Annotated in this window: 23 protein-coding genes and 1 pseudogene; 14 read left to right on the forward strand and 10 right to left on the reverse strand. The window is 71.9% G+C overall.

Annotation, left to right across the window (positions count from 1 at the left end; all coding sequences use genetic code 11):
• The first annotated feature begins 25 nt into the window (after positions 1-25).
• The 8 genes from tal (at position 26) to Actkin_RS19480 (ending at position 9,503) form a co-directional block, all read left to right on the forward strand.
• Positions 26-1,156 carry a transaldolase gene (gene tal, locus Actkin_RS19445; RefSeq protein ID WP_258903699.1) on the forward strand — a complete coding sequence of 377 codons (1,131 nt, stop codon included), beginning with the start codon at positions 26-28 and terminating at the stop codon, positions 1,154-1,156.
• A 28-nt stretch (positions 1,157-1,184) separates the two neighbouring features.
• Positions 1,185-2,786, forward strand: a complete 1,602-nt coding sequence (locus Actkin_RS19450; RefSeq protein ID WP_258903701.1) for a phosphoglucose isomerase-related protein — start codon at positions 1,185-1,187, stop codon at positions 2,784-2,786.
• Positions 2,783-4,315: a glucose-6-phosphate dehydrogenase gene (gene zwf / locus Actkin_RS19455; protein WP_189210952.1), complete on the forward strand. Its 1,533-nt coding sequence runs from the start codon at positions 2,783-2,785 to the stop codon at positions 4,313-4,315. Before Actkin_RS19450 ends, zwf begins: the two co-directional genes overlap by 4 nt.
• Positions 4,312-5,478, forward strand: a complete 1,167-nt coding sequence (gene opcA, locus Actkin_RS19460; protein WP_189210953.1) for a glucose-6-phosphate dehydrogenase assembly protein OpcA — start codon at positions 4,312-4,314, stop codon at positions 5,476-5,478. The genes zwf and opcA overlap by 4 nt, the downstream gene beginning before the upstream one ends.
• Positions 5,475-6,215: a 6-phosphogluconolactonase gene (gene pgl / locus Actkin_RS19465; RefSeq protein WP_258903703.1), complete on the forward strand. Its 741-nt coding sequence runs from the start codon at positions 5,475-5,477 to the stop codon at positions 6,213-6,215. Before opcA ends, pgl begins: the two co-directional genes overlap by 4 nt.
• Positions 6,216-6,341: 126 nt before the next feature.
• Complete coding sequence (locus Actkin_RS19470; protein WP_258903704.1) at positions 6,342-7,358, forward strand: sigma-70 family RNA polymerase sigma factor; 1,017 nt, start codon at positions 6,342-6,344, stop codon at positions 7,356-7,358.
• The gene (locus tag Actkin_RS19475) at positions 7,355-8,761 is read left to right on the forward strand and encodes an MFS transporter (RefSeq protein ID WP_258903705.1); all 1,407 of its coding nucleotides are present in this window, start codon (positions 7,355-7,357) and stop codon (positions 8,759-8,761) included. The genes Actkin_RS19470 and Actkin_RS19475 overlap by 4 nt, the downstream gene beginning before the upstream one ends.
• Positions 8,754-9,503: an isocitrate lyase/PEP mutase family protein gene (locus Actkin_RS19480; protein WP_258903706.1), complete on the forward strand. Its 750-nt coding sequence runs from the start codon at positions 8,754-8,756 to the stop codon at positions 9,501-9,503. Before Actkin_RS19475 ends, Actkin_RS19480 begins: the two co-directional genes overlap by 8 nt.
• Before the next feature lie 55 nt (positions 9,504-9,558).
• Here Actkin_RS19480 and Actkin_RS19485 read toward each other — a convergent pair whose 3' ends face one another.
• The 3 genes and pseudogenes from Actkin_RS19485 to pabB form a co-directional block, all read right to left on the reverse strand.
• Positions 9,559-10,536 carry a glycerophosphodiester phosphodiesterase family protein gene (locus Actkin_RS19485; protein WP_258907958.1) on the reverse strand — a complete coding sequence of 326 codons (978 nt, stop codon included), beginning with the start codon at positions 10,534-10,536 and terminating at the stop codon, positions 9,559-9,561.
• A 15-nt stretch (positions 10,537-10,551) separates the two neighbouring features.
• Positions 10,552-11,580: pseudogene (locus Actkin_RS19490) on the reverse strand (glycerophosphodiester phosphodiesterase family protein); the annotation flags it as partial.
• A gap of 424 nt (positions 11,581-12,004) precedes the next feature.
• Complete coding sequence (gene pabB, locus Actkin_RS19495; protein WP_258903707.1) at positions 12,005-14,029, reverse strand: aminodeoxychorismate synthase component I; 2,025 nt, start codon at positions 14,027-14,029, stop codon at positions 12,005-12,007.
• A 237-nt stretch (positions 14,030-14,266) separates the two neighbouring features.
• Here pabB and Actkin_RS19500 point away from each other — a divergent pair, with 237 nt between their 5' ends.
• From Actkin_RS19500 to Actkin_RS19520, 5 genes are all read left to right on the forward strand, one after another.
• The gene (locus Actkin_RS19500) at positions 14,267-15,394 is read left to right on the forward strand and encodes a sensor histidine kinase (RefSeq protein WP_229786907.1); all 1,128 of its coding nucleotides are present in this window, start codon (positions 14,267-14,269) and stop codon (positions 15,392-15,394) included.
• Between the two features lie 97 nt (positions 15,395-15,491).
• Positions 15,492-15,779: a hypothetical protein gene (locus Actkin_RS19505; protein ID WP_258903709.1), complete on the forward strand. Its 288-nt coding sequence runs from the start codon at positions 15,492-15,494 to the stop codon at positions 15,777-15,779.
• Entirely contained in the window at positions 15,776-16,705 is a 930-nt protein-coding gene (locus Actkin_RS19510; protein ID WP_258903710.1) for a hypothetical protein, read from the forward strand. The genes Actkin_RS19505 and Actkin_RS19510 overlap by 4 nt, the downstream gene beginning before the upstream one ends.
• A complete protein-coding gene (locus Actkin_RS19515) occupies positions 16,702-17,319 on the forward strand; it encodes a DUF3558 family protein (RefSeq protein ID WP_258903711.1) in 618 nt (205 codons plus the stop codon). Before Actkin_RS19510 ends, Actkin_RS19515 begins: the two co-directional genes overlap by 4 nt.
• 92 nt (positions 17,320-17,411) lie before the next feature.
• Positions 17,412-17,996 (forward strand): DUF3558 family protein, encoded by a 585-nt coding sequence (locus Actkin_RS19520; RefSeq protein ID WP_258903712.1) that lies wholly within the window; start codon positions 17,412-17,414, stop codon positions 17,994-17,996.
• Positions 17,997-18,069: 73 nt separating this feature from the next.
• Here the strand turns inward: Actkin_RS19520 and Actkin_RS19525 are convergent, their stop codons facing one another.
• The 5 genes from Actkin_RS19525 to gap form a co-directional block, all read right to left on the reverse strand.
• On the reverse strand, positions 18,070-18,411 hold the full coding sequence (locus tag Actkin_RS19525) for an RNA polymerase-binding protein RbpA (RefSeq protein WP_189210965.1): 342 nt from the start codon (positions 18,409-18,411) through the stop codon (positions 18,070-18,072).
• A 32-nt stretch (positions 18,412-18,443) separates the two neighbouring features.
• Positions 18,444-18,674, reverse strand: coding sequence for a preprotein translocase subunit SecG (gene secG / locus Actkin_RS19530; protein WP_189210966.1), 231 nt, complete (start codon positions 18,672-18,674; stop codon positions 18,444-18,446).
• Positions 18,675-18,948: 274 nt separating this feature from the next.
• Entirely contained in the window at positions 18,949-19,734 is a 786-nt protein-coding gene (gene tpiA / locus Actkin_RS19535) for a triose-phosphate isomerase (RefSeq protein WP_189210967.1), read from the reverse strand.
• Positions 19,734-20,921, reverse strand: a complete 1,188-nt coding sequence (locus tag Actkin_RS19540; RefSeq protein ID WP_189210968.1) for a phosphoglycerate kinase — start codon at positions 20,919-20,921, stop codon at positions 19,734-19,736. The genes tpiA and Actkin_RS19540 overlap by 1 nt, the downstream gene beginning before the upstream one ends.
• The gene (gene gap, locus Actkin_RS19545) at positions 20,921-21,925 is read right to left on the reverse strand and encodes a type I glyceraldehyde-3-phosphate dehydrogenase (protein ID WP_189210969.1); all 1,005 of its coding nucleotides are present in this window, start codon (positions 21,923-21,925) and stop codon (positions 20,921-20,923) included. The genes Actkin_RS19540 and gap overlap by 1 nt, the downstream gene beginning before the upstream one ends.
• 206 nt (positions 21,926-22,131) lie before the next feature.
• Between gap and Actkin_RS19550 the strand changes: the two genes are divergently transcribed.
• Positions 22,132-22,548, forward strand: a complete 417-nt coding sequence (locus Actkin_RS19550; protein WP_189210970.1) for a DUF3592 domain-containing protein — start codon at positions 22,132-22,134, stop codon at positions 22,546-22,548.
• Between the two features lie 154 nt (positions 22,549-22,702).
• Here the strand turns inward: Actkin_RS19550 and whiA are convergent, their stop codons facing one another.
• Both whiA and yvcK read right to left on the reverse strand, forming a co-directional pair.
• Positions 22,703-23,689, reverse strand: coding sequence for a DNA-binding protein WhiA (whiA, locus tag Actkin_RS19555; protein ID WP_189210971.1), 987 nt, complete (start codon positions 23,687-23,689; stop codon positions 22,703-22,705).
• A gap of 76 nt (positions 23,690-23,765) precedes the next feature.
• Positions 23,766-24,710, reverse strand: coding sequence for a gluconeogenesis factor YvcK family protein (gene yvcK / locus Actkin_RS19560; RefSeq protein ID WP_189211793.1), 945 nt, complete (start codon positions 24,708-24,710; stop codon positions 23,766-23,768).
• Positions 24,711-24,715: the final 5 nt, after the last annotated feature.

Below are 24,715 nucleotides of genomic sequence, written 5' to 3' on the forward strand. Positions count from 1 at the left end.
GCCTCGGAGCCTGCGAGGAGGCGTCGTGAGCGACAAGACCGATCTGCTCGGCAGGCTTTCCGCGGCCGGGGTGTCCATCTGGCTGGACGACCTGTCCCGCGAGCGGCTGCAGTCGGGCAACCTGGACGAGCTGATCCGGGACAAGCACGTCGTCGGCGTCACCACCAACCCGACGATCTTCGCCACCGCCCTGGCGAACGGTGAGTCCTACAACGAGCAGGTGCGCGAGCTGGCCGCGCGCGGGGCGTCCCTCGAGGAGGCCGTGCGCGAGCTGACCACCGCCGACGTGCGGCACGCCTGCGACAAGTTCCGCGACGTCTGGCAGGCCACCGACGGGGTGGACGGCCGGGTGTCCATCGAGGTCGACCCGCGCCTGGCCAAGGACTGCGACGCGACCGTGGCCGAGGCGCTCGACCTGTGGAAGGCCGTGGACCGGCCGAACCTGCTGGTCAAGATCCCGGCCACCGAGGAGGGCATCCCCGCGATCACCCGCACGCTCGCCGAGGGCGTCAGCGTCAACGTCACGCTGATCTTCTCCGTCGAGCGCTACCGGCTGGTCATGGACGCCTACCTGGCCGGCCTGGAGCAGGCCAAGGCCAACGGGCACGACCTGCGCTCGATCCACTCCGTCGCCTCGTTCTTCGTGTCGCGAGTGGACAGCGAGGTCGACAAGCGGTTGGATGCCATCGGCACCGATGACGCTGTCGCCCTCAAGGGCAAGGCCGCACTGGCCAACGCCCGGCTGGCGTACGCGGCGTTCCAGGAGGTGTTCGCGGGCGAGCGGTTCGCCGCCCTGGCCGCCGACGGCGGCCGCCCGCAGCGTCCACTGTGGGCCTCGACGGGCGTGAAGAACCCGGATTACCCGGACACGCTCTACGTCGACCAGCTGGTCGTGGCCGACACGGTGAACACGATGCCGGAAAAGACCCTGCACGCGGTCGCCGACCACGGCAGGATCACCGGTGACGCCTTCGTCGACACCGTCACGGGCACCGCGGACGCGGCGGGCGAGGTCTACGCGGCGCTGGAGCGCGTGGGCATCGACGTCACCGACGTGTACCTGGCGCTGGAGAACGAGGGCGTGGACAAGTTCGAGAAGTCCTGGACCGAGCTCCTGGAGACGGTTCAGGGCCAGCTGGACGCCGCCGAGAAGTAACAGGACGAGGAGAGGGCTGACGCCGCAGATGGCAGACCACCCCGGAGAAGTCGCAGTAACGATCAACGACGAGCGGCTGTCCGAGGAGGCGGCCCCTCTCGTCGGCCAACTCGTCGCGGACAGGGCGGCGTCGCGGCTCACCTCGCAGGACCACACCCTGTGGGGCGAGGCCGCCGAGGCCGAGGCGGCCATCCGGCTGTCCTGGACCACGCTGCACGAGACCTCGCGGCCGCTGCTGGCCGAGATCGATGCCCTCCGCGCGGAGTTGCGCGCGGAGGGCATCGATCGGGTCGTGCTGGCGGGCATGGGCGGCTCGTCGCTGGCCCCCGAGGTCATCACCGCCACCGCGGGCGTGCCGCTGATCGTCCTGGACACCACCGACCCCGGCCAGGTCGCCGACGCGCTCGCGGGCGACCTGGACCGCACGGTCGTGGTGGTGTCGTCGAAGTCGGGCTCCACCGTGGAGACCGACAGCCACCGGCGGATCTTCGCCGCCGCGTTCGAGGCCGAGGGCATCGACGCGGGCTCGCGGATCGTCGTCGTCACCGACCCGGGCTCGCCGCTGGAGGACCTGGCGGCGGGCTACCGGCGGGTCTTCCAGGCCGACCCGAACGTGGGCGGGCGCTACTCGGCGCTGACCGCGTTCGGCCTGGTGCCCTCCGGCCTGGCGGGCGCCGACGTCGCCGCGCTGCTGGACGAGGCCGCCGCGACGGCCAAGACGCTGTCGCAGGACAGCGCCGACAACCCGGCGGTGCTGCTGGCCGCCGCGCTGTCGGCGGCGCACGCGCGGGGCGCGGAGAAGGTCGTGCTGGCCGACACCGGCTCCGGGATCACCGGGTTCGGCGACTGGGCCGAGCAGCTGGTGGCCGAGTCCACCGGCAAGGAAGGCACCGGCCTGCTGCCCGTCGTCGTGGAGGGTCCGGAGGCCCCCGGGTTCGCCGACGCGGGCGAGGACGCCACCGCCGTGGCCATCGGGCCGGGCGGCGCGGTGTCCACTTCGGGCAGTCTCGGCGGGATGTTCCTGCTGTGGGAGTACGCCACCGCGCTCGCGGGCAGGCTGCTGGGCATCAACCCGTTCGACCAGCCCGACGTCGAGGCGGCGAAGAAGGCGGCCCGCGCGCTGCTGGACAACCCGACCGAGCAGGCCGGGTCCGGCCAGTCCTTCCTGGACGGGCCGATCGAGGTGCACGGCGCCCCGGACGGCGTGACGACGCTGGTGGAGGCGCTGCAGGTGCTCACCGGGTCCGCGCCGGAGTTCGGCTACATCGCCGTGCAGGCGTACCTGGACCGCATCGCCGACGCCTCCGCGGCCGTGCTGCGCCCCGAGCTGGCCCGCAAGACCGGGCTGCAGACCACCTTCGGGTGGGGGCCGCGGTTCCTGCACTCGACCGGCCAGTACCACAAGGGCGGCCACCAGAACGGCGTTTTCCTGCAGATCACCGGCTACCCGGAGACCGACATCGACGTGCCGGACCGGCCGTACAGCCTGGGCGTGCTCCAGCTCGCGCAGGCCGTCGGCGACGGCCAGGTGCTGTCCGGGCTGGACCGGCCGGTGCTGCGCCTGCACCTGACCGACCGCGCCGCGGGCCTTGCCCACCTGGTGCACACCCTCGCCGAGGTGTCGAGGTGACCCGCATGTGGACGAACCCCCTGCGCGACGAGCGGGACAAGCGGTTGCCGAGGATCGCCGGGCCGTGCGGCCTGGTGATCTTCGGGGTGACCGGCGACCTCTCGCGCAAGAAGCTGATGCCCGCGATCTACGACCTTGCCAACCGCGGCCTGCTGCCGCCGGGCTTCTCGCTGGTCGGCTTCGCCCGCAGGGACTGGGCCGACCAGGACTTCGGGCAGGTCGTCTACGAGGCGGTCCGCAAGCACGCGCGCACCCCGTTCCGGGAGGCGGTGTGGGACCGGCTGGCCGAGGGCTTCCGGTTCGTCGCGGGCAGCTTCGACGACGACGACTCCTTCGACCGGCTGGCCAAGACCGTCAGCGACCTCGACGAGGCGCGCGGGACCAGCGGCAACCACGCGTTCTACCTGTCGATCCCGCCGGGGGCGTTCCCGGTGGTCACCAAGCAGCTCGCGCGCTGCGGGCTGGCCGAGCCCACCTCGCAGGACGAGTGGCGCCGGGTGGTCATCGAGAAGCCGTTCGGGCACGACCTGGCCAGCGCCAAGCAGCTCAACGACATCGTCAACGACGTCTTCCCCGAGGAGTCGGTGTTCCGCATCGACCACTACCTCGGCAAGGAGACGGTGCAGAACCTGTTGGCGCTGCGCTTCGCCAACCAGTTGTTCGAGCCGATCTGGAACTCGCACTACGTCGACCACGTGCAGATCACCATGGCCGAGGACATCGGCCTCGGCGGGCGCGCGGGCTACTACGACGGCATCGGCGCCGCCCGCGACGTCATCCAGAACCACCTGCTGCAGCTGCTGGCGCTGACGGCGATGGAGGAGCCGGTCTCGTTCAGCCCGTCGGCGCTGCGCACCGAGAAGATCAAGGTCCTGGAGGCGACCCGGGCCACCGGCCCGTTCGCCGAGACCACCGCGCGCGGGCAGTACGCGGGCGGCTGGCAGGGCGGGCAGAAGGTGCCCGGCCTGCTGCAGGAGGAGGGCTTCGCCAAGGACTCCACCACCGAGACCTACGCCGCGATCACCCTGGAGGTGAACACCCGGCGCTGGGCGGGCGTGCCGTTCTACCTGCGCACGGGCAAGCGGCTGGGGCGGCGGGTCACCGAGATCGCGGTCGTGTTCAAGCGCGCCCCGCACCTGCCGTTCGACCAGACCTCCACCGAGGAGCTGGGGCAGAACGCCCTGGTGGTGCGGGTGCAGCCGGACGAGGGCGTGACGCTGCGGTTCGGCTCCAAGGTGCCCGGCAGCACCATGGAGGTCCGCGACGTGTCGATGGACTTCAGCTACGGCCACTCGTTCACCGAGTCCTCCCCGGAGGCCTACGAGCGGCTGATCCTCGACGTGCTGCTCGGCGAGCCCTCGCTGTTCCCGGTGAACAAGGAGGTCGAGCTGAGCTGGGAGATCCTGGAGCCGGTGCTCAAGTACTGGCAGACCGCGGGCAAGCCGGAGGACTACCCGGCAGGCACGTGGGGCCCGCCGTCGGCGGATCAGATGTTGGCGCGTACCGGCAGGCACTGGAGGCGGCCGTGATCATCGACCTGCCCTCGACGACAACGTCGCAGGTCAACTCCAAACTCGTCCAGGTCCGCGAGCAGGGCGGGGCGAACACCCTGGGCCGCGTGCTCACCCTGGTCATCGTCACCGACGACGGCGAGCGCACCGAGGACGCCATCGACGCTGCCAACGACGCCAGCCGCGAGCACCCGTGCCGGGTGATCGTGGTGGCGCGCGGGGCGAAGAAGGCAGCGGCGCGGCTGGACGCGCAGATCCGCGTCGGCGGCGACGCGGGCGCCAGCGAGGTCATCGTGCTGCGGCTCTACGGCGCGCTGGCCGACGAGGGCGCGTCCTGCGTCATCCCGCTGCTGCTGCCGGACGCGCCGGTGGTGGCGTGGTGGCCGTCCGAGGCGCCCGCCCGGCCCGCCGAGGACCCGATCGGGCGGCTGGCGACGCGGCGGATCACCGACTCGGCCGCGGAGAAGAACCCGATCAAGGCGCTGGAGGTGCGGCAGCGGAACTACACCGCGGGCGACACCGACCTGGCGTGGACCCGGCTGACGCTGTGGCGGGCGGTCCTGGCCGCTGCGCTGGACCTGCCGCCGTACGAGCGGGTGTCGTCGGCGACGGTCACCGGCGAGGGCGACTCGCCGTCGACGGACCTGCTGGCCGCGTGGCTGGCCTCGCGGCTGCGGGTGCCGGTGCGGCGCGTGCGCTCGACCACCGGGCAGGGCATCTGCGCGGTGGCGCTGGAGCGCCGGTCCGGGCTGGTGGAGCTGGAGCGCCCGGACGGCAAGGTCGGCACCCTGGTCCAGCCGGGCCAGCCCGCGCGCCGGGTGGCCCTGCAGCGCCGGGAGATCCGCGACTGCCTCGCCGAGGAGCTGCGGCGGCTCGACCCCGACGAGATCTACGAGAACACGCTCAAGGCGCTGCCGAAGATCGAGCGCACCCGCAGCGCGCCCAAGCCGAAGGTCAAGCCCGCGCAGCCGAAGCCGGAGGAGAGCCCGAAGCCGTCGGCGCGCCGGGCCAAGGCCGTCGCCGCCGCCCGCCCCGGCCCGGCGGAGAAGGCCGAGCACCCCGGGACCGCGCCGAAGAGCCCGCCCGCCAAGGCGGCCAAGGCGAAGGCGTCCGGCAAGGCGAAGTCGGGCCGGGCGAAGAAGGACGACCAGGTGGACTCGGCCGCCGGGACCCCGTCATGAGCCACCAGGTCGTCGTGCACCGCTCGCCCGAGCTGCTGGCCGCCGCGACGGCGGCCCGGCTGATCACGCGGCTGGTGGACGTGCAGAGCGCCCGCGGGTCGGCGTCGCTGGTGCTGACCGGCGGCCGCACGGGCATCGCGGTGCTGGAGCAGGTGCGCGCCTCGGCGGCGTGCGGGGCCGTCGACTGGTCGGCGGTGGACGTCTTCTGGGGCGACGAGCGCTTCCTGCCCGCCGGGGACCCCGAGCGCAACGAGACGCAGGCGCGGGCGGCCCTGCTGGACCACGTGCCGGTCGACCCGGCCCGGGTGCACCCGATGGCCCCGTCCGACGGCGACCTCGGCGACGACCCGGACGCGGCCGCCGCGGCGTACGCCTCCCTCGTCGCCGACCGCCTGGCCTTCGACATCCTGCTGCTGGGCGTCGGCGAGGAGGGGCACACGCTGTCGGTGTTCCCCACCTCCCCCGCCGTCTACGAGACCGAGCGCCCGGTGGTGGCCGTCCGCGACTGCCCCAAGCCGCCGCCGACCCGGGTCAGCCTGACCCTGGCCGCCGCGCGCGAGGCGACGGAGGTCTGGCTGATGACGACGGGCGCGAACAAGGCCGAGGCCGTGGCGATGGCGCTGTCCGGCGCCGACGAGGTGCAGCTCCCGGCAGCGGGCGCCCGCGGCCGGGAGCGCACGCTCTGGCTGGTCGACACCGCCGCCGCGGCGAAGGTGCCCGCTCCCCCGGCCGCCTGACCCCCGAACGCCGACGCGCCGTGCCGCTCCCGTGGCACGGCGCGTCGGCGTCTCGGGCGGCGACCAGTTTCGGCCGCGCGCGGTGTCCATCCTTGTGTGAGGGATTACCGGAGAGAGGGAGCCGACATGCTCGCCGCCGATGTGCTGGCGCTGGCACGGCGGGGTGACGGCGAGGCGTTCCGCCTGCTCGTCGAGCCGTACCGGCGGGAACTGCAGGTGCACTGCTACCGCATCCTGGGGTCCGTGCAGGACGCCGAGGACCTGCTGCAGGACACGCTGCTCGCGGCCTGGCGCGGGATCGCCGGGTACGAGGGACGCGCCTCGGTGCGGACCTGGCTCTACCGCATCGCGACCAACCGCTGTCTGAACGCGCTGCGCGCGGACACCCGCCGCCCGCGGGTCTACTCGGCCGAGTCGGAGTTCACGTTGCCCGAGCCCACGCACCGGCGAGTGGAGCCCAGCTGGCTCGAGCCCTACCCCGACGCGCTGCTCGACGAGCTCGCCGACGACGTGCCGGGGCCGGAGGCGCGCTACGAGATGAGGGAGTCGGTGTCGCTGGCGTTCCTGGCCGCGCTGCAGGAGCTGCCGCCCAGGCAGCGGGCCGTCCTGGTGCTGCGGGACGTGCTCGGCTTCCGGGCGGCCGAGGTGGCCGCGATCCTCGACGTGACCGAGAACGCGGTGACCGGCGCGCTGAAGCGCGCCCGGGCCGCGATGGCGGTCCCGGACCGGGAGAGCGCGCCGCTGCCCGACTCGCCCCGGGAGCGCCGGATCGTCGACGACTTCGCCCGCGCGTTCCAGGCCGGGGACGTCGACGCGGTCGTGGCCATGCTGACCGACGACGCGTGGCTGACGATGCCGCCCCTTCCGCTGGAGTACCGCGGCCTGGAGGACGTCCGGCACTTCCTGGCCACGGTCGCGCTCCGCGAGGGCAACGACCACGTGCTGGTCCCGACGCGGGCGAACGGCCAACCGGCCTTCGGCTGCTACCTGCGCGACCCGAGGACCCCGATCCTGCACGCGCACGGGGTGCTCGTGCTGACCCTGTCCGGCGACCGGATCTGCGCGGTGACCCGGTTCGTGGACAACGCGCTGCTGGCGGCGTTCGGCCTGCCGAGGACCCTGCGCCCTCGGGATGACCGGTGACGCCCAAACAGGCGTGGGCGCTGGGGCTGGCCTCGCTGGCGTCGTTCATGATGGCGCTGGACAGCCTGGTGGTCACGACGACGCTGAGCACGATCCGGCAGGACCTGGCGGCGTCCGTCGAGGACCTGGAGTGGACGGTCACCTCGTACAACCTGACGTTCGCGGTGCTGCTGCTGACCGGGGCGGCGCTGGGCGACCGGTTCGGCCGCCGCCGGATGTTCGTCGTCGGGCTGGCGGTGTTCACCGTGGCGTCGGTGGCGTGCGCGCTGTCGCCGTCGATCGGCACGCTGGTCGCGGCGCGGGCCCTGCAGGGCGCGGGCGCCGCGCTGGTGCTTCCGTTGTCGCTGACGCTGATCAGCGCGCTGTTCCCGCCGCAGCAGCGCGGGAAGGCGATGGGGCTGTACCTGGGCATCACCGGGCTGGCGACGTTCAGCGGGCCGTTCATCGGCGGGGCCATCGCCGAGGGGCTGGCCTGGCAGTGGATCTTCTGGCTGAACCTGCCGGTCGGCGTGCTCGCGATCCTGCTGACCCTGCGGCGCGTGGACGAGAGCGTCGGGCCGAACAACCGGCTCGACCTCTTCGGTGTCGCGCTCGTCACGGTCGGCGCGTTCGGTGTCGTCTGGGGACTGGTGCGCGGCAACGCGGCGGGCTGGGGCAGCGCGGAGGTGCTGGGCGCGCTCGTGCTCGGCGTCGTGCTGCTGGTCGCGTTCGTGCGCTGGGAGCAGCGCGCGGAAGCGCCGATGCTGCCGATGCGGTTCTTCCGGGCGCGCGCGTTCGCCACGGCCAACCCGGCGAACTTCTGCGTGTTCGCCTCGCTGTACGGGACGCTGTTCTTCCTCGCGCAGTACTTCCAGACCGTGCTGGGGGAAGGGCCGCTCGGCGCGGGGCTGCGGCTGATGCCGTGGACGGCGACGCTGATGGTGTGCGCGCCGATCGCGGGCCGGCTGGCCGACAAGCACGGCGAGCGGACGTTCGTCGTTGTCGGTCTGCTGCTCCAGACTGTCGGCATGGGCTGGATCGCCGCGGTCGCCGACACCGACACCGGCTACCTCGCACTGCTGCCCGCGCTGGTCGTCGGCGGGGCCGGGCTGACCATGGCCATGCCCGCCGCGCAGAAGGCGGTGGTCGGGGCGGTGCGCCCGCAGGAGATCGGCCAGGCGTCGGGGGCGTTCATGACGCTGCGCATCCTCGGCGGGGTGTTCGGCGTCGCGGTCTCGGTCGCCGTCTTCGCCGGCGTCGGGGGCTACGCGTCGGCGGCGGAGTTCAGCGCGGGCTTCACCGCGGCGATGGGCGCGGTCGCGGCCCTGGCGTTCACCGGCATGCTCGCCGCGCTCGGCATGCCGCGCAGACGACCGGCGGCGACCGCCGTGTCCGTAACCACTGGAGGGGATATCGATGGCTGACTTGAAGGCACACGCCGAACGGCTCAGGGAGCTGCACCGCGGGGAGATGCTGGTGCTGCCCAACGCCTGGGACGCGGCGAGCGCGGCGACGGTGGTGGAGGCCGGGTTCCCGGTGGTCGCCACCGCCAGCGCGGCCGTCTCGGCGATGCTCGGCCACCCCGACGGCGAGGGCGCGCCCTGGCAGGAGATGTTCGCCGCCGCCGCCCGCATCGCCCGCGCGGTGCCCGTCCCGGTCACCGTCGACGCCGAGGCCGGGTACGGCATGGGGCCGAGGGAACTGGTCGACCGCCTGCTGGAGACCGGCGCGGTCGGCTGCAACCTGGAGGACACCGACCACACCTCGGGCGGCCTCACCGACGCCCACGCCCACGCCGACTGGCTCGCCGCCGTCCGCGCCGCCGCGGACGACGCGGGGGTGCCGATCGTCATCAACGCGCGCGTGGACACGTTCCTGGGCTCCAGCGGCATCGCCGAGCACGACCGCCTCCCCGAGGCGATCCGCCGAGGCGCCCTCTACCGCGACGCGGGCGCCGACTGCGTCTACCCGATCGGCGTGCGCGACAAGGACACCATCGCGACCCTGGTGACCGAGCTGGCGTGTCCGATCAACGGCAACACCGGCGACGACCTCGACCTGGCCACGCTCCGGTCGGTGGGGGTGGCCCGGGTGTCGTACGGTCCCCGGTTCTACCGCGCGGCCCTGGCGGGCTTCCTGAGCGGCATCAAGGAGTTGCTGCACTGAGCTAGGCGGGTCAGCCGGGCCGCCTCTGTGGGGCGGCCCGGCTGCCGTGCCTCCGTCAGCGCAGGCCGTTGCGGACGGCGACCTCGACCAGGAGGTCGGGGTCGTCGCTGATGACGCCGTCGACGCCGAGGGCGATCAGGCGCTGCATCGTCGCCTCGTCGTTGACCGTGTACGGAACGACCTTGACGCCCTTGCGCTGGAGTTCGGCCACCGTGGGGCCGTGGAAGTAGGCCGGGTTCTCCCGCAGGTACCAGTCCGACGACGCCACCGTGCCCTGGTTCGGGTCGTGCACCTGCCAGTTGGCCGACACCGTCGACGCGCCCGACGCGCGGACCAGCTTGCCCAGGTCGCGGTGCTTCCACCAGTCCAAACCGCCCGTCCACGGGCTCTTGACCGTCGGATCGCCGTAGACGGCCTGCAGGGAGCACTCGTCGGCGATCGAGGCGCACTCGGCCGGGCCGTACTGCCAGACCAGGGCGACGGTCTCGATGCCGGACCTGCGGGCGAGCATGATCGTGCGCCAGTCGAACGACTGGAGGGTGACGCGGCGCGTGAAGCCCGCCCGCTTGATCTCGCCGACCACCTTGCGGGTGAACACGTCGTAGGGCGCGGTGTCGTCCGCGGTCGGGCTGATCTTGGTCTCGATGTTGAGCCGGACGTCGGTGCGGCCGGACGCGCGGACGGCGGCGAACACCTCGGCCAGCGTCGGGACGCGCTCACCCGGGACGGCGCGCTGGCGCGGGAACTCCGGCAGGGTCTTGCTGCCGCAGTCGAGGGTCTTGAGCTGCGCGAGCGTCAGGTCGTGCACGCGCTTGCCGACGTACGGGAACTCCGGGTCGCCCGCCGTCGCGGGCGCGGTGTCGACGCAGTGGGAGCCGTTGATCGTGCGGTCGTGCAGGACGACCACGAGGCCGTCCGCGCTGATGCCGGTGTCAAGCTCCAGTGTGGACACATCAGGGTTGGCCAAGGCGTGCTGGAACGCGGCGAGGGTGTTCTCCGGCAGGACAGCGCGGCCGCCGCGGTGTCCCTGGATGTCGAACGGGGAGGCGTAGCCGCGCGGAAGCCGGTAACCGCGGTCGGCGAGCAGCGCGCGCAGGCGGTCCGGGTAGTCGGTGATGAGCCCGTCGACGCCGTCGTCGATCAGCTTTGCCATGGTGGGCACGTCGTTGACCGTCCACGGGATCACCTTGATGCCGTTGCGGTGCGCGTGGCGGACCATGTCGCGGGTGACGTACGGCCGGTATCCCGGGTCTGTGACCTTGCCGTTCTGCGGGAACCCGTGCACGGGCGAGAAGGCGGACGCGCGGAAGGTCCTGATCGCGGCGATGGGGTCGCCGCCGAAGTCGTCGATGTCCAGTCCCCCGAGCCACGGCGACTTGCCCGGCTTGCCGGTCTGGAGGAAGTCGTAGTTGGTCAGCGCGACCCTCGGGATGCGCGGGGCGACCTCCTGCCAGCGCATGAGCGTGCCCCAGTCGAAACTCTGGATGCTCACCCGCCGCTCCATGCCCGCCTTGCGGATCTCGGCCAGCGTCACCTGCACGAACTGCTCACGAGGCGCGGTCTCGTGCGGCGCCCCCGCCTCCACCTTCGTCTCGATGTTGAACCGCACGTCCCGAGCGCCGTACCGCTCGACGAGGGCGAACACCTCGCTCAACAGCGGCATCCGCGCCCCCGGCGCCAACCGCTGCCCCGGGTGGTCCACCAGCCGCAGCGAGCCGCAGTCGAGCGTGCGCACCTGGGCGAGCGTCAGCGTGTTGACGTACTTGCCCACATAGGGGAACTCAGGGTCGCCGTCCGTCACGGGCTCCGTGTCCCGGCACTTGCGGGCGTCGACACGCCGATCGTGCGTGACGACGGCCTGCCGGTCCTCGGTAATCTGCACGTCCAACTCCAAGGTGGACACCCCGAGCCGGAGGGCGTTGCCGAACGAGCTGAGGCTGCTCTCCACCCGCAACCCCAACCCACCCCGGTGAGCCTGCAGATCAAACCCCCGCCCACCCTCCGCCGCCGAGGGCACAACCCCCACCACGGATAACGCCGCGGCCACCACCGCAACCACTGTCAAGGATCGCTTCATGCCCGGATGCTCGCCGCCCAACACAACCACCCGGTAGCCACCGGATGAACACCACCACAGCCCCACCACAAGGCCCTCGACCCGACCCGCAGCCAACACCCCTGGCCGCCCAAGTCACGTATTCCTGAGACGCGCCCGCACCGCTCGCCACGTCCGAACCCGAGCAGCAGGGACCACTACGCCAGTGGCACTCCGCCCGCGTGGATCTCGACCTCCAACAGCCTCTCACCACCAGGCATAGCGCACCCCCACCCGGAGCCCGGAGCCCGGAGCCCGGAGCCCGGAGCCCGGAGCCCGGAGCCCGAAGCCCGAAGCCCGAAGCCCGAAGCCCGAAAGGCAGACCCCTCCCGCCCGGGGGCTGACCCCCACGGTCAATCCTATCGCGACCCACCGACAAAACTGGAGCGGACACTCCGAAAGACCGTCACCGCACCGAGGCCCGGCCGGGGAACTGCACCCCCAGCAGGTCCACCAGGGCCGCCGCCTTGACCGCCGTCTCCTCGTACTCCTCCCCCGGGTCCGACAGCGCCACCACCGCCCCGCCGACCCCGAAGGCCACCTCGCCCGGTCGCACGACCAGCGTGCGGATCACCATGCTCAGGTCAGCCGCCCCGGTGAGGGAGAACCACCCCAGCGCCCCCGAGTACACCCCGCGCGGGCCGCGCTCCAGGTGGTCGATGATCTCCATCGTGCGTTCCTTCGGCGCGCCCGTCATCGAGCCGCCGGGGAAGGCCGCGCGCAGGCAGCGGACCGCGGAGACGCCCTCCGCCAGCCGCGCCCGCACCGTGCTCACCAGCTGGTGCACGGTCGCGTACGACTCGACCTGGAACAACGCGGGCACGTGCACCGACCCGACCTCCGCGTACACGCCGAGGTCGTTGCGCACGAGGTCGACGATCATCAGGTTCTCCGCGCGGTCCTTCTCCGCCGTGGCGAGGTCGTGCCGCAGGGCGGCGTCCTCCTCCGGGGTGCGCCCGCGCGGCCGCGTCCCCTTGATCGGCCGCGACTCGACCATCCCGTCCGAGGAGACCGCCAGGAACCGCTCCGGCGACGCGCTCAGCACCGCTCGGTCCCCGAACCGCAGGAACGCGCCGAACGGGGCCGGGTTGGCCACCCGCAGCCGCCGGTACGTCGCCCACGGGTCCAGCTCGGCTGGCGCGGTCAGCTCGTTGGTCAGGCAGACCTCGTAGGACTCCCCGTCCCGGATGGCGGCCAGGCACTCGTCGATCATCGCCAGGTACGCCGCCCGGTCGTGCCGCGCGGTCAGCCCGCCCACCCGAGGCTGCGCGCCCGGCGCGGGCAGCGGGGACAACGTGAGCAGCCGGGCCGACGTCTCGTCCAGCCAGTGCTCCGCCTCCTCCGACTCGAGCGCCAGCAGGTGGATCTCCTCGGTCTGGTGGTCGAAGACGATGACGCGGTCGGCGAACACCAGCGCCGCGTCCGGGTCCGGGCTCGCGTGGGCGCGGCTGCCGCCGGTCTCGGCCTTCAGCTCGTACCCCAGGTAGCCGACCCACCCGAGGGCGAAGCCGAACGGCAGGTACGGCACGTCGACCCGCCACCGGGCGAGGTCCGCGTCGAGCCAGTCGAGGAACGAGCCGTGGTGGACGTGCGTGCCGTCCTTGTCCTGCACGGTGACGGTCCCCGCCTGCACGTCGGCGGTCGCCACGCGGCCCAGCGGGCCGGACGCGTCCCCCAGGTACGAGAACCGCCCGCCGCCCGCCGAGTCGAGCCAGAAGGCGTGCTCGGAGTCGCGGTAGAAGGCGTCGAAGGCCTCCTCCGCGGTGACCGGGAGCGTCAGGTGCCGGACCAGCACGCGCGCGTTCGGCGCCTGGGCGCGGGGAGCGAGCGTGATGGGCTCCCTCGGTTGTTCGGCGTGGTGGCGGCGGGTCATCGCGGCGAAGTTGGCCAACAGGTCGAGCCCGCGCTCGGTGCAGACGGACTCGGGGTGGAACTGCACCCCCCACGCGGGCCGGTCGCGGTGCCGTACGCCCATCAGGACGCCGTCGTCCGCCCATGCGGTCGGCTCCAACTCCGGGGGCAGATCGGTGACTGCCAGCGAGTGGTAGCGCACGACCCGTAACGGATTGGGTAAGCCGTCGAACAAGTCCCGGCCGTCGTGGTGGACGGTGGAGAGCCTGCCGTGGCGGACCTGCGGGGCGTGCCCGACCTGCGCTCCCGCGAGCAGGCACAGCCCCTGGTGGCCCAGGCAGACCCCGAGCAGCGGCTGGCGAGCGGCGGCGAGCACGGCGGCGCTGAGGCCGAAGTCGCGGTGCTTCGCCGGATGGCCGGGGCCGGGCGAGATGACGACGTTGTCGAAGTCGGCGAGGCCCCCGAGGTCCCAGTCCTCGTCGTTGCGCACCACCGTGGGGCGCGCTCCGTCAAGCGAGGCCAAGGCCTGGTAGAGGTTGTAGGTGAAGGAGTCGTGGTTGTCCACGATCAGCGTCCGCACGGCCCCTCCTCTCGTTTGCGCTCGCACAGAATCTGCGGGCCGGACGTCCCGCCGCCGTGGCAGCCGCGTCTCCCAGGTGACGAGGAGGGGCGATCCATGCCACAGCACCGGCGCCACCCGGCCCCGAACCGCGAGAATGCTACCGCCGGCACGGCGGTGCCCAGGCCCCGCGCCGACGCCCACGACCGGGCTGACCAGCCCGAACCAGCGGATCGGGGAGGTGGGAAGCTGAGCGGTGTGCTGCCCCGACAGGTCCCCCTGCGCCTGCCGCGCGCCCTGGTGAGCGCGAGCCCGCGCACGCGTGCCCTGGCCTCTGACGCCGCGGCGGTCGTCCTGGCCGCCCTGGACGTCTGGCTGGTCGTGCCCGAGGAACCGCCGTGGTACTCCCCGTGGTTCAGCTGGCTCGCGGTCGCGGCGCTGCTGCTGCGCCGCCACCTGCCGTTCGTGACCGTCCTGCTGTGCGTGCCCGGCTTCTTCTTCGGCTGGGCGCAGCTGGCGGCCATGATCGCCCTCGGCTCGCTGGCCAAGCGCGAGCTGTTCTCCTGGAAGACGGCCGCGGGCGCCCTCCTGGTCTGCGTGTGCCGCTTCGTCCTGTGGCCGTGGACCGACTTCCTCGACCTGACGTGGAAGGAACACATCCTCGACGCGATGTACGGCGTGCTCGTCGCGGGCATGCCGGTGGCGATCGGGATGTTGATCACGGTCCGCGGCCAGCTGTCCGCGCGCATCCGCGACCTCGCCAGAAGCCAGGACCGCGAGAAACGCCTCCATGCCGCCACCGTACGCGCCGCCGAACGCGCCAAACTCGCCCGCGAAATGCACGACGTGGTGTCCCACCAGGTGACGCTGATCGCAATGCAGGCGGGCGCCCTGCAAGTGAGCACGACGGACCCCGAATCCCGCGAGGCCGCCGCCACCATCCGCGCATTGAGCACCCAGACACTGGAAGAACTCCGCGAATTGGTCGGCGTCCTCCGCTCCGGCGGCGACGAAGAGGAAATCCAACCCGGCTTGGACGAGGTAGACGCCCTGGTCCACGACGGCGTGGCAATGACGATTTCCGTGGACCCGCTCTCCGTCCCCGCCCCCATCTCCCGAGCCGCTTACCGGACGGTGCAGGAGGCGCTGACGAACGTGCGCAAACACGCCGGAGGCGCCCGAACATCGGTGCTGGTCAAGGAATCGGACGGCCATTTGGAAATTGAGGTCCGCAACAGCAGGCCCCGCCGCCGCTCCCCCGGCTTCCCCTCCGGCGGCCACGGCCTCCTCGGCCTCCGCGAACGAGCCACCCTCCTCTCCGGCACCCTCGACGCGGGCCCCACCACCGACGGCGGCTATCGAGTGATCGCCCGCTATCCGCTGTGATCTGAGCCCTACCCCGAATGGATGACGCCACCACCGAGTCGAAGGTGGCGTCTCCTGCGCACCGGTAAATTCCGGGCGGCGACCAGGAGGGGGAGCTATGACCAGCGGTTTCGGCCTGCATTTGAACGAATTGGACAGGCTGGCCAACCAGGAGTTGCCGTTGCTCGCGGAGATGATGGCCGAGCCCATTCCGGCGCTGGCGGCCTTCCACGACTTCGGTCCCACGCACAACTGCCCGGAGGCCGGCGCCGTGACACGGGCGCATTCGGCGCACTTGGACCTCATCAGCTCGCGACAGCGGCAGGTCTGCGACGCGATCGATGAGACCGCGGGCACGCTTCGGGAAATCATCGCGCTCTACCGTCGCGCCGACGGGCAGGGGTGATCGTGGCGGGCTGGCCGGACGACGACACGCTCGTCGAGGCGGAATCGCGGGTGCAGGCCAAGTTCCGCGAACTCCAGGTCCGGGCGTGGCAACTCGACGACGACCTCTCGTTCGCGGTGTTTCCCGGACTCCGGACCTGCCTGGCCTTCGACCCGGAGGACATTCGCCGGGAGTTCGAGGCCATTCAGATCACCGCCCGCCGCCTCGGTGATTCCGAAGAAGCCGAGTTGCTCTTCTCCCGGATCGAGAACAACACATTGGACGGCTGGAACGGGGAAGCGGCGATAGCGTTCCTCGACCGCGTGACAGCGATCCACCGGGCCGCGTCCGTGCAACGGGAACACATCCTCGCCGCGCTCGCTTCCCGGGCGGCCGTGTACCAGATCGCCGTGGATGCTCGACGCAACCATCTGGAACTCGCCCGCGCCACGGTGTCGGCCATCGACATCGCGCTCGGCGAGATGTCCGAGCGAGCGGCGAAAGGCGCGGTCTCCGTCCTGGCGGACCTCGGGAAGGACCTGGCCAACCTGGACCCGACCAAGTTGCTGGGAAGCGGGATCAGCATGCTGATCAGCGTCACCAAGGGCACGGTGGACATGCTGATCGGCGGGAGCGAGTACGAGCAGATCGTCGACACCTTCGTGGCCGAGTCCCGCAAGCTCGCGGACGGCCTCAGCTCCGATCTGCTGGCGGTACGTCAGAAGATGCAGGACGACCATTACAACCTGAGCACCGAAGTCGCGGAATCCGTTCTCCAGCAGCCGCTTCCCGCAGCCGCGGATGTGGACAGCCCGGACTTCAGCTACTCGGCGTTCTGGCACGATGGTCGCGAGCCCGCGCAGTTCGAGGACAAGGTCGCAACCGAGCAGGCTGAGATGAAGGCAGAGGAGTCGACGATCCACCGGCGGCTCAAGGGGGCGCTGTGAGGGCGACTTCGGTCATCGTCGGTTTGGCGTTCCTCACCTTCGCCGCGGGTTGTGTCGCGGAGCCCGGCACGCCGGTGGCCAGCCGACCGAGCACCTCGATCCCCGCACCCATCACTGTCACGACGCCTCCGCGGACGCGGGTGACCACGCACTCTGTGAACCCGCCGGAGGTGGCGACGGAGATCGACGTGCTGGCCTGGACGGACAAGCCCTGCGCCGTCCTCACCGACGCGCAGGCCAATCACGTGGGAATCAACGCCCCTGCGGAATCCAGCATGCCGAACGAGCAGGGCGCACGGTGTTCACGGCGCGCGGAGGCAGGCGGGCCGGAGCTGCACATCAGGCTCTTCGGCAGGCGTGAGGACGTGACGAAGCTGCTGCTCGCGACCGATGAGCGCACCGAGTACCTGGCCCACGCCACGGTGGGCGGGCAGCCCGCGGTGGTCGCCTCGAACGAGCCCGTGCCCGAACGACGATGCGTCGTGGGCGTGATGATGGCCGAGAATCAGTCGATCCAAGTCGACCTCCGCGCAGGTGAGCACGATACGGGCGACGTCTGCGACCGCGCCTTGGTGGCCGCGGAAATGGTGGTGGCGACAATCGCGGGGACATAGCGGATGATCAGGCAATCGCCATCTTTCCGGCGCAAGGAAGGCGCCGAGAATTATCGACCGCGGAGGCCGCTTTGAGGAGGACCATCGGAGCGTTGGCAGGCGCGCTCTGCCTCGTCGGGGGGTGCAGCCCGGAGGTGGGCCTGCCGGTACCCGAACCGGCCCCCGAATCGACCGCGTCGGTGGCGCCGGTGACGACTCCGGCGAGGACGCGGGTGACGACCTTCAGCGTCGAACCGCCGACCGTGTCCCGATCGCTCGATGTCAGGCCCTGGGCTGCCAAGGTGTGTGAGTTGGTGACCGACGAAGAGGCGCGGGCAATCGGCGTTGACGCGCACGGGACCGCCAACCTCCCCGATGAACAGGGCGGACAGTGTGTCTGGCGGGTCGAAGGCGGACCGTCGTTGCGGGTCACCATCTACGGCAGGCAGGAGAAGGTGACCTCGCTGTTGCTGGGCAACGACCATGAGACCGAGTACGTCGCGGAGGCCCAGGTCGCGGGTCAGCCCGCCATCGTCGTGTCCGAGGAGAAGAAGCCGTCCGAACGGTGCACCGTCGGTGTGATGCTGGCAGCCGACCAGTCACTCGAGGTGGATCTCCTCGCGGGCAGCCAGGACACGGGCGATGTGTGCGACCGCGCGCTCGTCACCGCCGAGCGGGCGGTGAGCAAGATCGAGTGAGACGTGAACTGGCCAGAGATGGCACGTCAAACCGATGGGCCCCGACCTGGTGGTCAGGGCCCATCCGAGAGGCTCAGAGTTCGCGCTTGGCCTTCAGCTTGGCCAGGGCCTCGGCGAGGATGGCTTCGCCGTCGGCGTCGGAGCGGCGTTCCTTCACGTAGGCCAGGTGGGTCTTGTACGGCTCGTTGCGCGGCGGCTTGGGTGGGGCCTGTTCGTCGAGGCCCGCGGGGAGGCCGCAGCGGGGGCAGTCCCAGGAGTCCGGCTTCTCGGCGTCCACGGCGAACGCCGGGCGGGACTCGTGGCCGTTCGCGCACCAGTACGACACCCGTTGGCGAGGGGCGGACTCGCCGCGCTCCGACTCGCCCATGGGACCGGCTCCGACCCGGGTGCCCCGGATCGCGTTACCACCGGACATCGGTCTTCACACCCCCACAATCAGTTCTTCAGTCAGATCTTCGTCAGCAGGCCGAGGCCGATCACGCAGATGACCCAGATGGCGCCGATGAAGAGCGTCGCCCGGTCCAGGTTCTTCTCGACCACGCTGGAGCCCGACAGGCTGGACTGCATCCCGCCGCCGAACAGCGACGACAGACCGCCGCCTCGGCCCCGGTGGAGCAGGACCAACAGGACGAGCAGCAGGCTGGTGACGATCAGGGCGATCTGCAGGGACAATTCCATGTCATCCTCGCTGTCGAACGGTGGAAGCCAAGGCTACCGTGTGTGGCGCGGAGGTTCGACCACCGGTCTCTCCCAGGGTGTCGCCCACTCCGGTGCAGCGTAACCCGCTCCCGGCGCCCCGCGATCAGCAGGTCGGCGCACATCACGGGCCGATAGTCCGATCGGGCGATGCGGCAACCGTGCGACCCGGACAATTCCGAGAATCGCATTAATGCGCGATACCGAAGACGACGAAAGGGGGAGCCCTGACCAGGGCTCCCCCTTTCGCACTGACTTACGGCAGCGGGCCGCCCGCGGCCATGGCGCAGAGCTTGGTGAACTCCTCGCCCTGCAGGCTGGCGCCGCCGACGAGGGCGCCGTCGACGTCGTCCTGGGCGACCAGGTCGCCGATGCTGTTGGACTTCACCGAGCCGCCGTAGAGCACGCGGACGGTGGCGGCCACCTCGTCGCCGTAGGACGACGAGAGCTGCTTGCGCAGGGCCGCGCAGACCTCCTGGGCGTCGGCGGGCGTGGCGACCTTGCCGGTGCCGATGGCCCACACCGGCTCGTAGGCCACGACGACCTTGGCCACCTGGTCGGCCTTGAGGCCCTTGAGCCCGGCCACCAGCTGGTCGGTGCAGTGCTGGACGTGGTTGCCCGCCTCGCGGACGTCCAACTGCTCGCCCAGGCACAGGATCGGGGTGATCCCGTGCTTGAGCGCCGCCTTGACCTTCTTGTTGACCAGCTCGTCGGTCTCGCCGTGGTACTCGCGGCGCTCGGAGTGGCCGACGGTGACGTACGAGCAGCCCAGCTTGGCGAGCATCGGGCCGGACACGTCGCCGGTGTAGGCGCCGGAGTCGTGCTGGGAGATGTCCTGCGCGCCGTACTTGAGCAGGAGCTTGTCGCCGTCGACCAGGGTCTGCACCGAGCGGATGTCGGTGAACGGCGGCAGCACGGCCACCTCGACCTTGGCGTAGTACTTCTCGGGCAGCGCGAAGGCGATCTTCTGCACCAGGGCGATGGCCTCGAGGTGGTTGAGGTTCATCTTCCAGTTGCCCGCGATGAGCGTCTGCCGCGCCATCAGCCCTCCAGCACCGACACGCCGGGGAGGTCCTTGCCCTCCAGGAACTCCAGCGACGCGCCGCCGCCGGTGGAGATGTGCGAGAAGCCGTCCTCGGGCAGGCCGAGCAGCCGCACCGCCGCTGCCGAGTCGCCGCCGCCGACCACGGAGAACGCGTCGGAGTCGACGATCGCCTGGGCCACGCCGCGCGTGCCGTCGGCGAAGGGCGCCAGCTCGAACACGCCCATCGGGCCGTTCCAGAAGACCGTGCCCGCGCCGCGCAGCACCTCGCCGTAGCGCTCGACGGTGATCGGGCCGATGTCCAGGCCCTTCCAGCCCTCGCGGATCTGGGCGGCCAGCACCGTCTGGGTGTTCGCCGCCGCCGAGAAGTCGTCGGCGATGACCACGTCCGCTGGCAGCAGGATCTTGCCGGGGTGCTCGGCGAGCAGCCGCTTGCAGGTGTCGATCATCTCGGCCTCGAGCAGCGAGTCGCCCACGCCCAGGCCCTCGGCGGCCAGGAACGTGAAGCACATCCCGCCGCCGACCAGCAGCGTGTCGACGCGCGGCAGCAGCGACTCGATGACGGCGAGCTTGTCCGACACCTTCGAGCCGCCCAGCGCCACCACATAGGGCCGCTTGGGCTCGCCGGTCAGCTGGCGCAGCACCTCGACCTCGGCCAGCACCAGCCCGCCCGCGTAGGCGGGCAGCTTGGAGGCGACGTCGTAGACGGAGGCTTGCTTGCGGTGCACGACCCCGAACCCGTCGGAGACGAACACGTCGGCCAGCGCGGCGAACTCCTCGGCCAGCGCCGAGCGCTCCTCGGCGTCCTTCGACGTCTCGCGCGCGTCGAACCGCACGTTCTCCAGCAGCGCGACGCCGCCGTCGGCCAGCCCCGCCACGGTCTCCCTGGCGGAGGGCCCGGTGACGTCCTCGGCCAGCGCGACCGGCCGGTCCAGCAGCTCGCCGAGCCGCCGGGCGACCGGGGCGAGGCTGTACCTGGCCTCGGGCGCGCCCTTCGGACGGCCGAGGTGCGCGGCCACGACCACCCGGGCGCCCGCGTCGGCCAGGCGGGAGATGGTCGGCAGCGACGCGCGCACGCGGCCGTCGTCGGTGATCTCGGGCCCGTCCAGGGGGACGTTCAGGTCGGCGCGCACCAGCACGCGCCGACCGGCGACCCCCTCGGCGAGCAGGTCGTCGAGCGTGCGCATCAGAGCTTCGACGCCACGAGCGCGGTCAGGTCGGCGAGGCGGTTGGAGTAGCCCCACTCGTTGTCGTACCAGCCGACGACCTTGACCTGGTTGCCGTTGACCTTGGTCAGCGGCGCGTCGTAGATGCACGACGCCGGGTCGGTGACGATGTCGGCGGAGACGATCGGCTCGTCGCTGTAGCGCAGGATGCCCGCCAGCGGGCCGTCGGCCGCGGCCTGGTACGCGGCGTTGACCTCGTCCAGGCTGACCTCGCGGCCCAGGGTGACGGTCAGGTCGGTGGCCGAGCCGGTCGGCACCGGGACGCGCAGGGCGTAGCCGTCGAGCTTGCCGTTGAGCTCGGGCAGCACCAGGCCGATCGCCTTCGCGGCGCCGGTCGAGGTGGGCACGATGTTCAGCGCGGCGGCGCGGGCGCGGCGCAGGTCCTTGTGCGGGGCGTCCTGCAGGTTCTGGTCCTGCGTGTAGGCGTGGATGGTGGTCATCAGACCGCGCTCCACGGTGAACGCGTCGTGCAGGACCTTGGCCAGCGGCGCGAGGCAGTTGGTGGTGCACGAGGCGTTGGAGATGACGGTCTGCGAGCCGTCGTACTTGTCCTCGTTGGCGCCGAGGACGACGGTCAGGTCCTCGCCCTTGGCGGGCGCGGAGATGATGACCTTCTTCGCCCCGCCCTCGTCGACGTGCTTGCGCGCGTCGGCGGCGTTGGTGAAGAAGCCGGTCGACTCGACCACGACGTCGACGCCGAGGTCCTTCCAGGGCAGCTTGCCCGGGTCGCGCTCGGCGAGGGCCCTGATCGTGCGGTCGCCGACCTTGATGCCCTCGTCGGTCACCGAGACGTCCTGCGGCAGCCTGCCCAGGACGCTGTCGTACTTGAGGAGGTGCGCCATCGTGGCCACATCGCCGAGGTCGTTGAAGGCCACGATCTCGATGTCGTGGTCACCGGCCGCCACGGCCCGGAAGAAGTTGCGACCGATACGACCGAAACCGTTGACGCCTACTCGAACCGTCACCGTCTTGTCTCCTCGTGAACTGGGGCTCTTTACCAAGCTCGAACCCTATCGGCCAGGGCGGGCCGCGGCAGGGTCCGGTCGGCAGTGTCTCTTTATCGAATCAGACCTGCGCCCCGTCCGCCATACCCCAGACCGCATCGTGGACATGACCGCTCCTGTCACGGATCTCTCGCGCTCAGCGATGTCGAGGCGGAGAAGGAGGAACGGTGGGCGGAAAGCTGAAGTCCCGGGGCGGGCGGATCGTGGCGGCGCTCGTGCTGGTCGGGTCGGTCGTCGGGCTGGTGTCCGTCATCCGCTCGGCGACCGAGCAGCAGTCGTGGGCGTCGGCGCCCGGTGTCGTGCAGGAGCGGATACGGGAAGGCAAGAGCTTCTCGGTGAAGGTCGCCTACCGGCTGCCCGACGGCAGCGAGCAGGTGGCGACGCTCTCGGAGAACGGCCCCGCGCGGGAGCCGGGTGAGCAGGTGACCGTGCGCTACGACCTGGCGGACGGGAAGGTGGTCGACGCCGCGCTGGCCGACAACGACCAGGCCTTCTGGGTGGGCGGCGTCATGCTGGGCGTCCTCGTCCTCGGCGCGCTGTTCGCGAACCTGATCGTCTGGGCGCCCCGGCGTCGCGCGGACTGACGCCGAACGGAACGAAGCGGAGTCCGCCAGCCCCCACGCCGGGCGGACTCCGCTTCGTTCATCCCCCCGCGGGTGCTCCTCCCCCAAGCAGCACCCGCGCTCCCGGTAGTCAGGAGTGCGGGACGCGGCCGGGAGATACCGGTTGTGACTCAGCTCACGCGTCGACTTCGAGCATCTCCGGCGTCACGACGGACTCGGTGTCGGGGATGCCCAGGTCCTTGGCCCGCTTGTCGGCCATGGCCAGCAGCCTGCGGATGCGCCCGGCGACGGCGTCCTTGGTCATCGGCGGGTCGGCGAGCTGGCCCAGCTCCTCCAGCGACGCCTGCTTGTTCTTCAGGCGCAGCTCGCCTGCGGCGGCGAGGTGGTCGGGGGCGTCGGGGCCCAGGATCTCCATGGCCCGCTGCACGCGCGCGGCGGCGGCGACGGCGGCGCGGGCGCTGCGGCGCAGGTTCGCGTCGTCGAAGTTGGCCAGCCGGTTGGCCGTGGCCCGCACCTCGCGGCGCATCCGGCGCTCCTCCCAGGCCAGCACGCTGGAGTGCGCGCCGAGGCGGGTCAGCATCGCGCCGATGGCGTCGCCGTCGCGGACGACGACCCGGTCGGCGCCGCGGACCTCGCGGGACTTGGCCTGGATGCCCAGCCGCCGGGCCGCGCCGACGATGGCCAGCGCCGCCTCGGGACCGGGGCAGGTGATCTCCAGCGCGGACGAGCGGCCGGGCTCGGTCAGCGAGCCGTGGGCGAGGAACGCGCCGCGCCACGCGGCCTCCGCGTCGCACAGCCCGCCCGCGACGACGGGCGCGGGCAGCCCGCGCACGGGTCGGCCGCGCGGGTCGAGCAGGCCGGTCTGGCGGGCCAGCCCGTCGCCGTCCTTGACCACGCGCACCACGTACCGGGTCCCCTTGCGCAGGCCGCCGGAGGTGATCACGTGGACGTCGGCGTGGTGGCCGTAGAGGTCGTGGATCTCCTTGCGCAGCCGCCGCGCGGCCGAGCCGGTGTCCAGTTCGGCCTCGACCACGACCCGCCCGCCGACGATGTGCAGCCCACCGGCGAAGCGCAGCAGCGACGAGACTTCCGCGCGCCTGCAACACGTCTTGGACACCGCGAGCCTGCTCAGCTCGTCCTTGACGGCAGCGGTCATCGCCACAACCGGTCTCCTCTCCCACGCGCTCCCGGCGTACATCCCACCACGGCGTGTCGGTCCCGGCGTGTCGGGCCTGTCCTCAGCGGGCGCGGACGGCCGCGATGGCCCTGGCCAGGGTCGCGCCGAGCGCGGCGGGGTCGTGCCGTTCCGGGGTGGCGGCGTTGGTGACCGAGTCCAGCCATGCCCGCGCGCCGAGCGCGCCCGCCGCACGTCGGAGCCGGTCGGGGGTGGGCACGGCGTCGGCGTCGGCGACCACGGCGTCCACGCGCAGCCCGGGGGCGTGCGCGCACAGCACGTCCAGGTGCTGCTCGGGCGAGAAGCCCGCGGTTTCCCCCGCCTGGGGGACCAGGTTCAGCACGACGACCCGGGTGGCCGAGGTCTCCACGAGCGCGTCGTGCAGTTCGGGGACCAGCAGGTGCGGCAGGACGCTGGTGAACCACGACCCCGGTCCGAGGAGCACCAGGTCGGCGTCGCGGACGGCGGTGACCGCGTCCGGGCAGGCGGTGGGCAGGTCGCCGCGGCGGCGCGCGTTGCACAGCCGGATGCGGTGCACCCGGCCCGGCGTGGTGGCCACGGCGACCTGGCCGCGGATGCGCCGCACGGTCGAGGGGTCCTCGTCCAGCCCGGTCACGTCGGCCTCGATGTCCATCGGCTCGGTGCACATCGGCAGCACCCGGCCGGTGACGCCGAGCAGCCGCCCGGCCTCGGCCAGCGCCGCGACCGGGTCGCCCAGCACCTCGAGCAGCCCGGCCAGCACCAGGTTGCCGACCGCGTGCCCGGCCAGCGCGCCGGTGCCGCCGAAGCGGTGCTCGAAGACGGTCCGCCAGGCGTCCGGCCCCGCCAGCGCGGTCAGCGCCTTGCGCAGGTCGCCGGGCGGGAGCAGGCCGAGCTCGCGGCGCAGCCTGCCCGACGAGCCGCCGTCGTCGGCGACGGTGACCACCGCGGTGATGTCGTCGGTGATGGTCCGCAGCGCGCCGAGCGTGGCCTGCAGGCCGTGCCCGCCGCCCAGGGCGACCGCGCGCAGTCCCG

The organism is Actinokineospora sp. UTMC 2448 (assembly GCF_024760565.1).
Taxonomy (GTDB): domain Bacteria; phylum Actinomycetota; class Actinomycetes; order Mycobacteriales; family Pseudonocardiaceae; genus Actinokineospora; species Actinokineospora fastidiosa.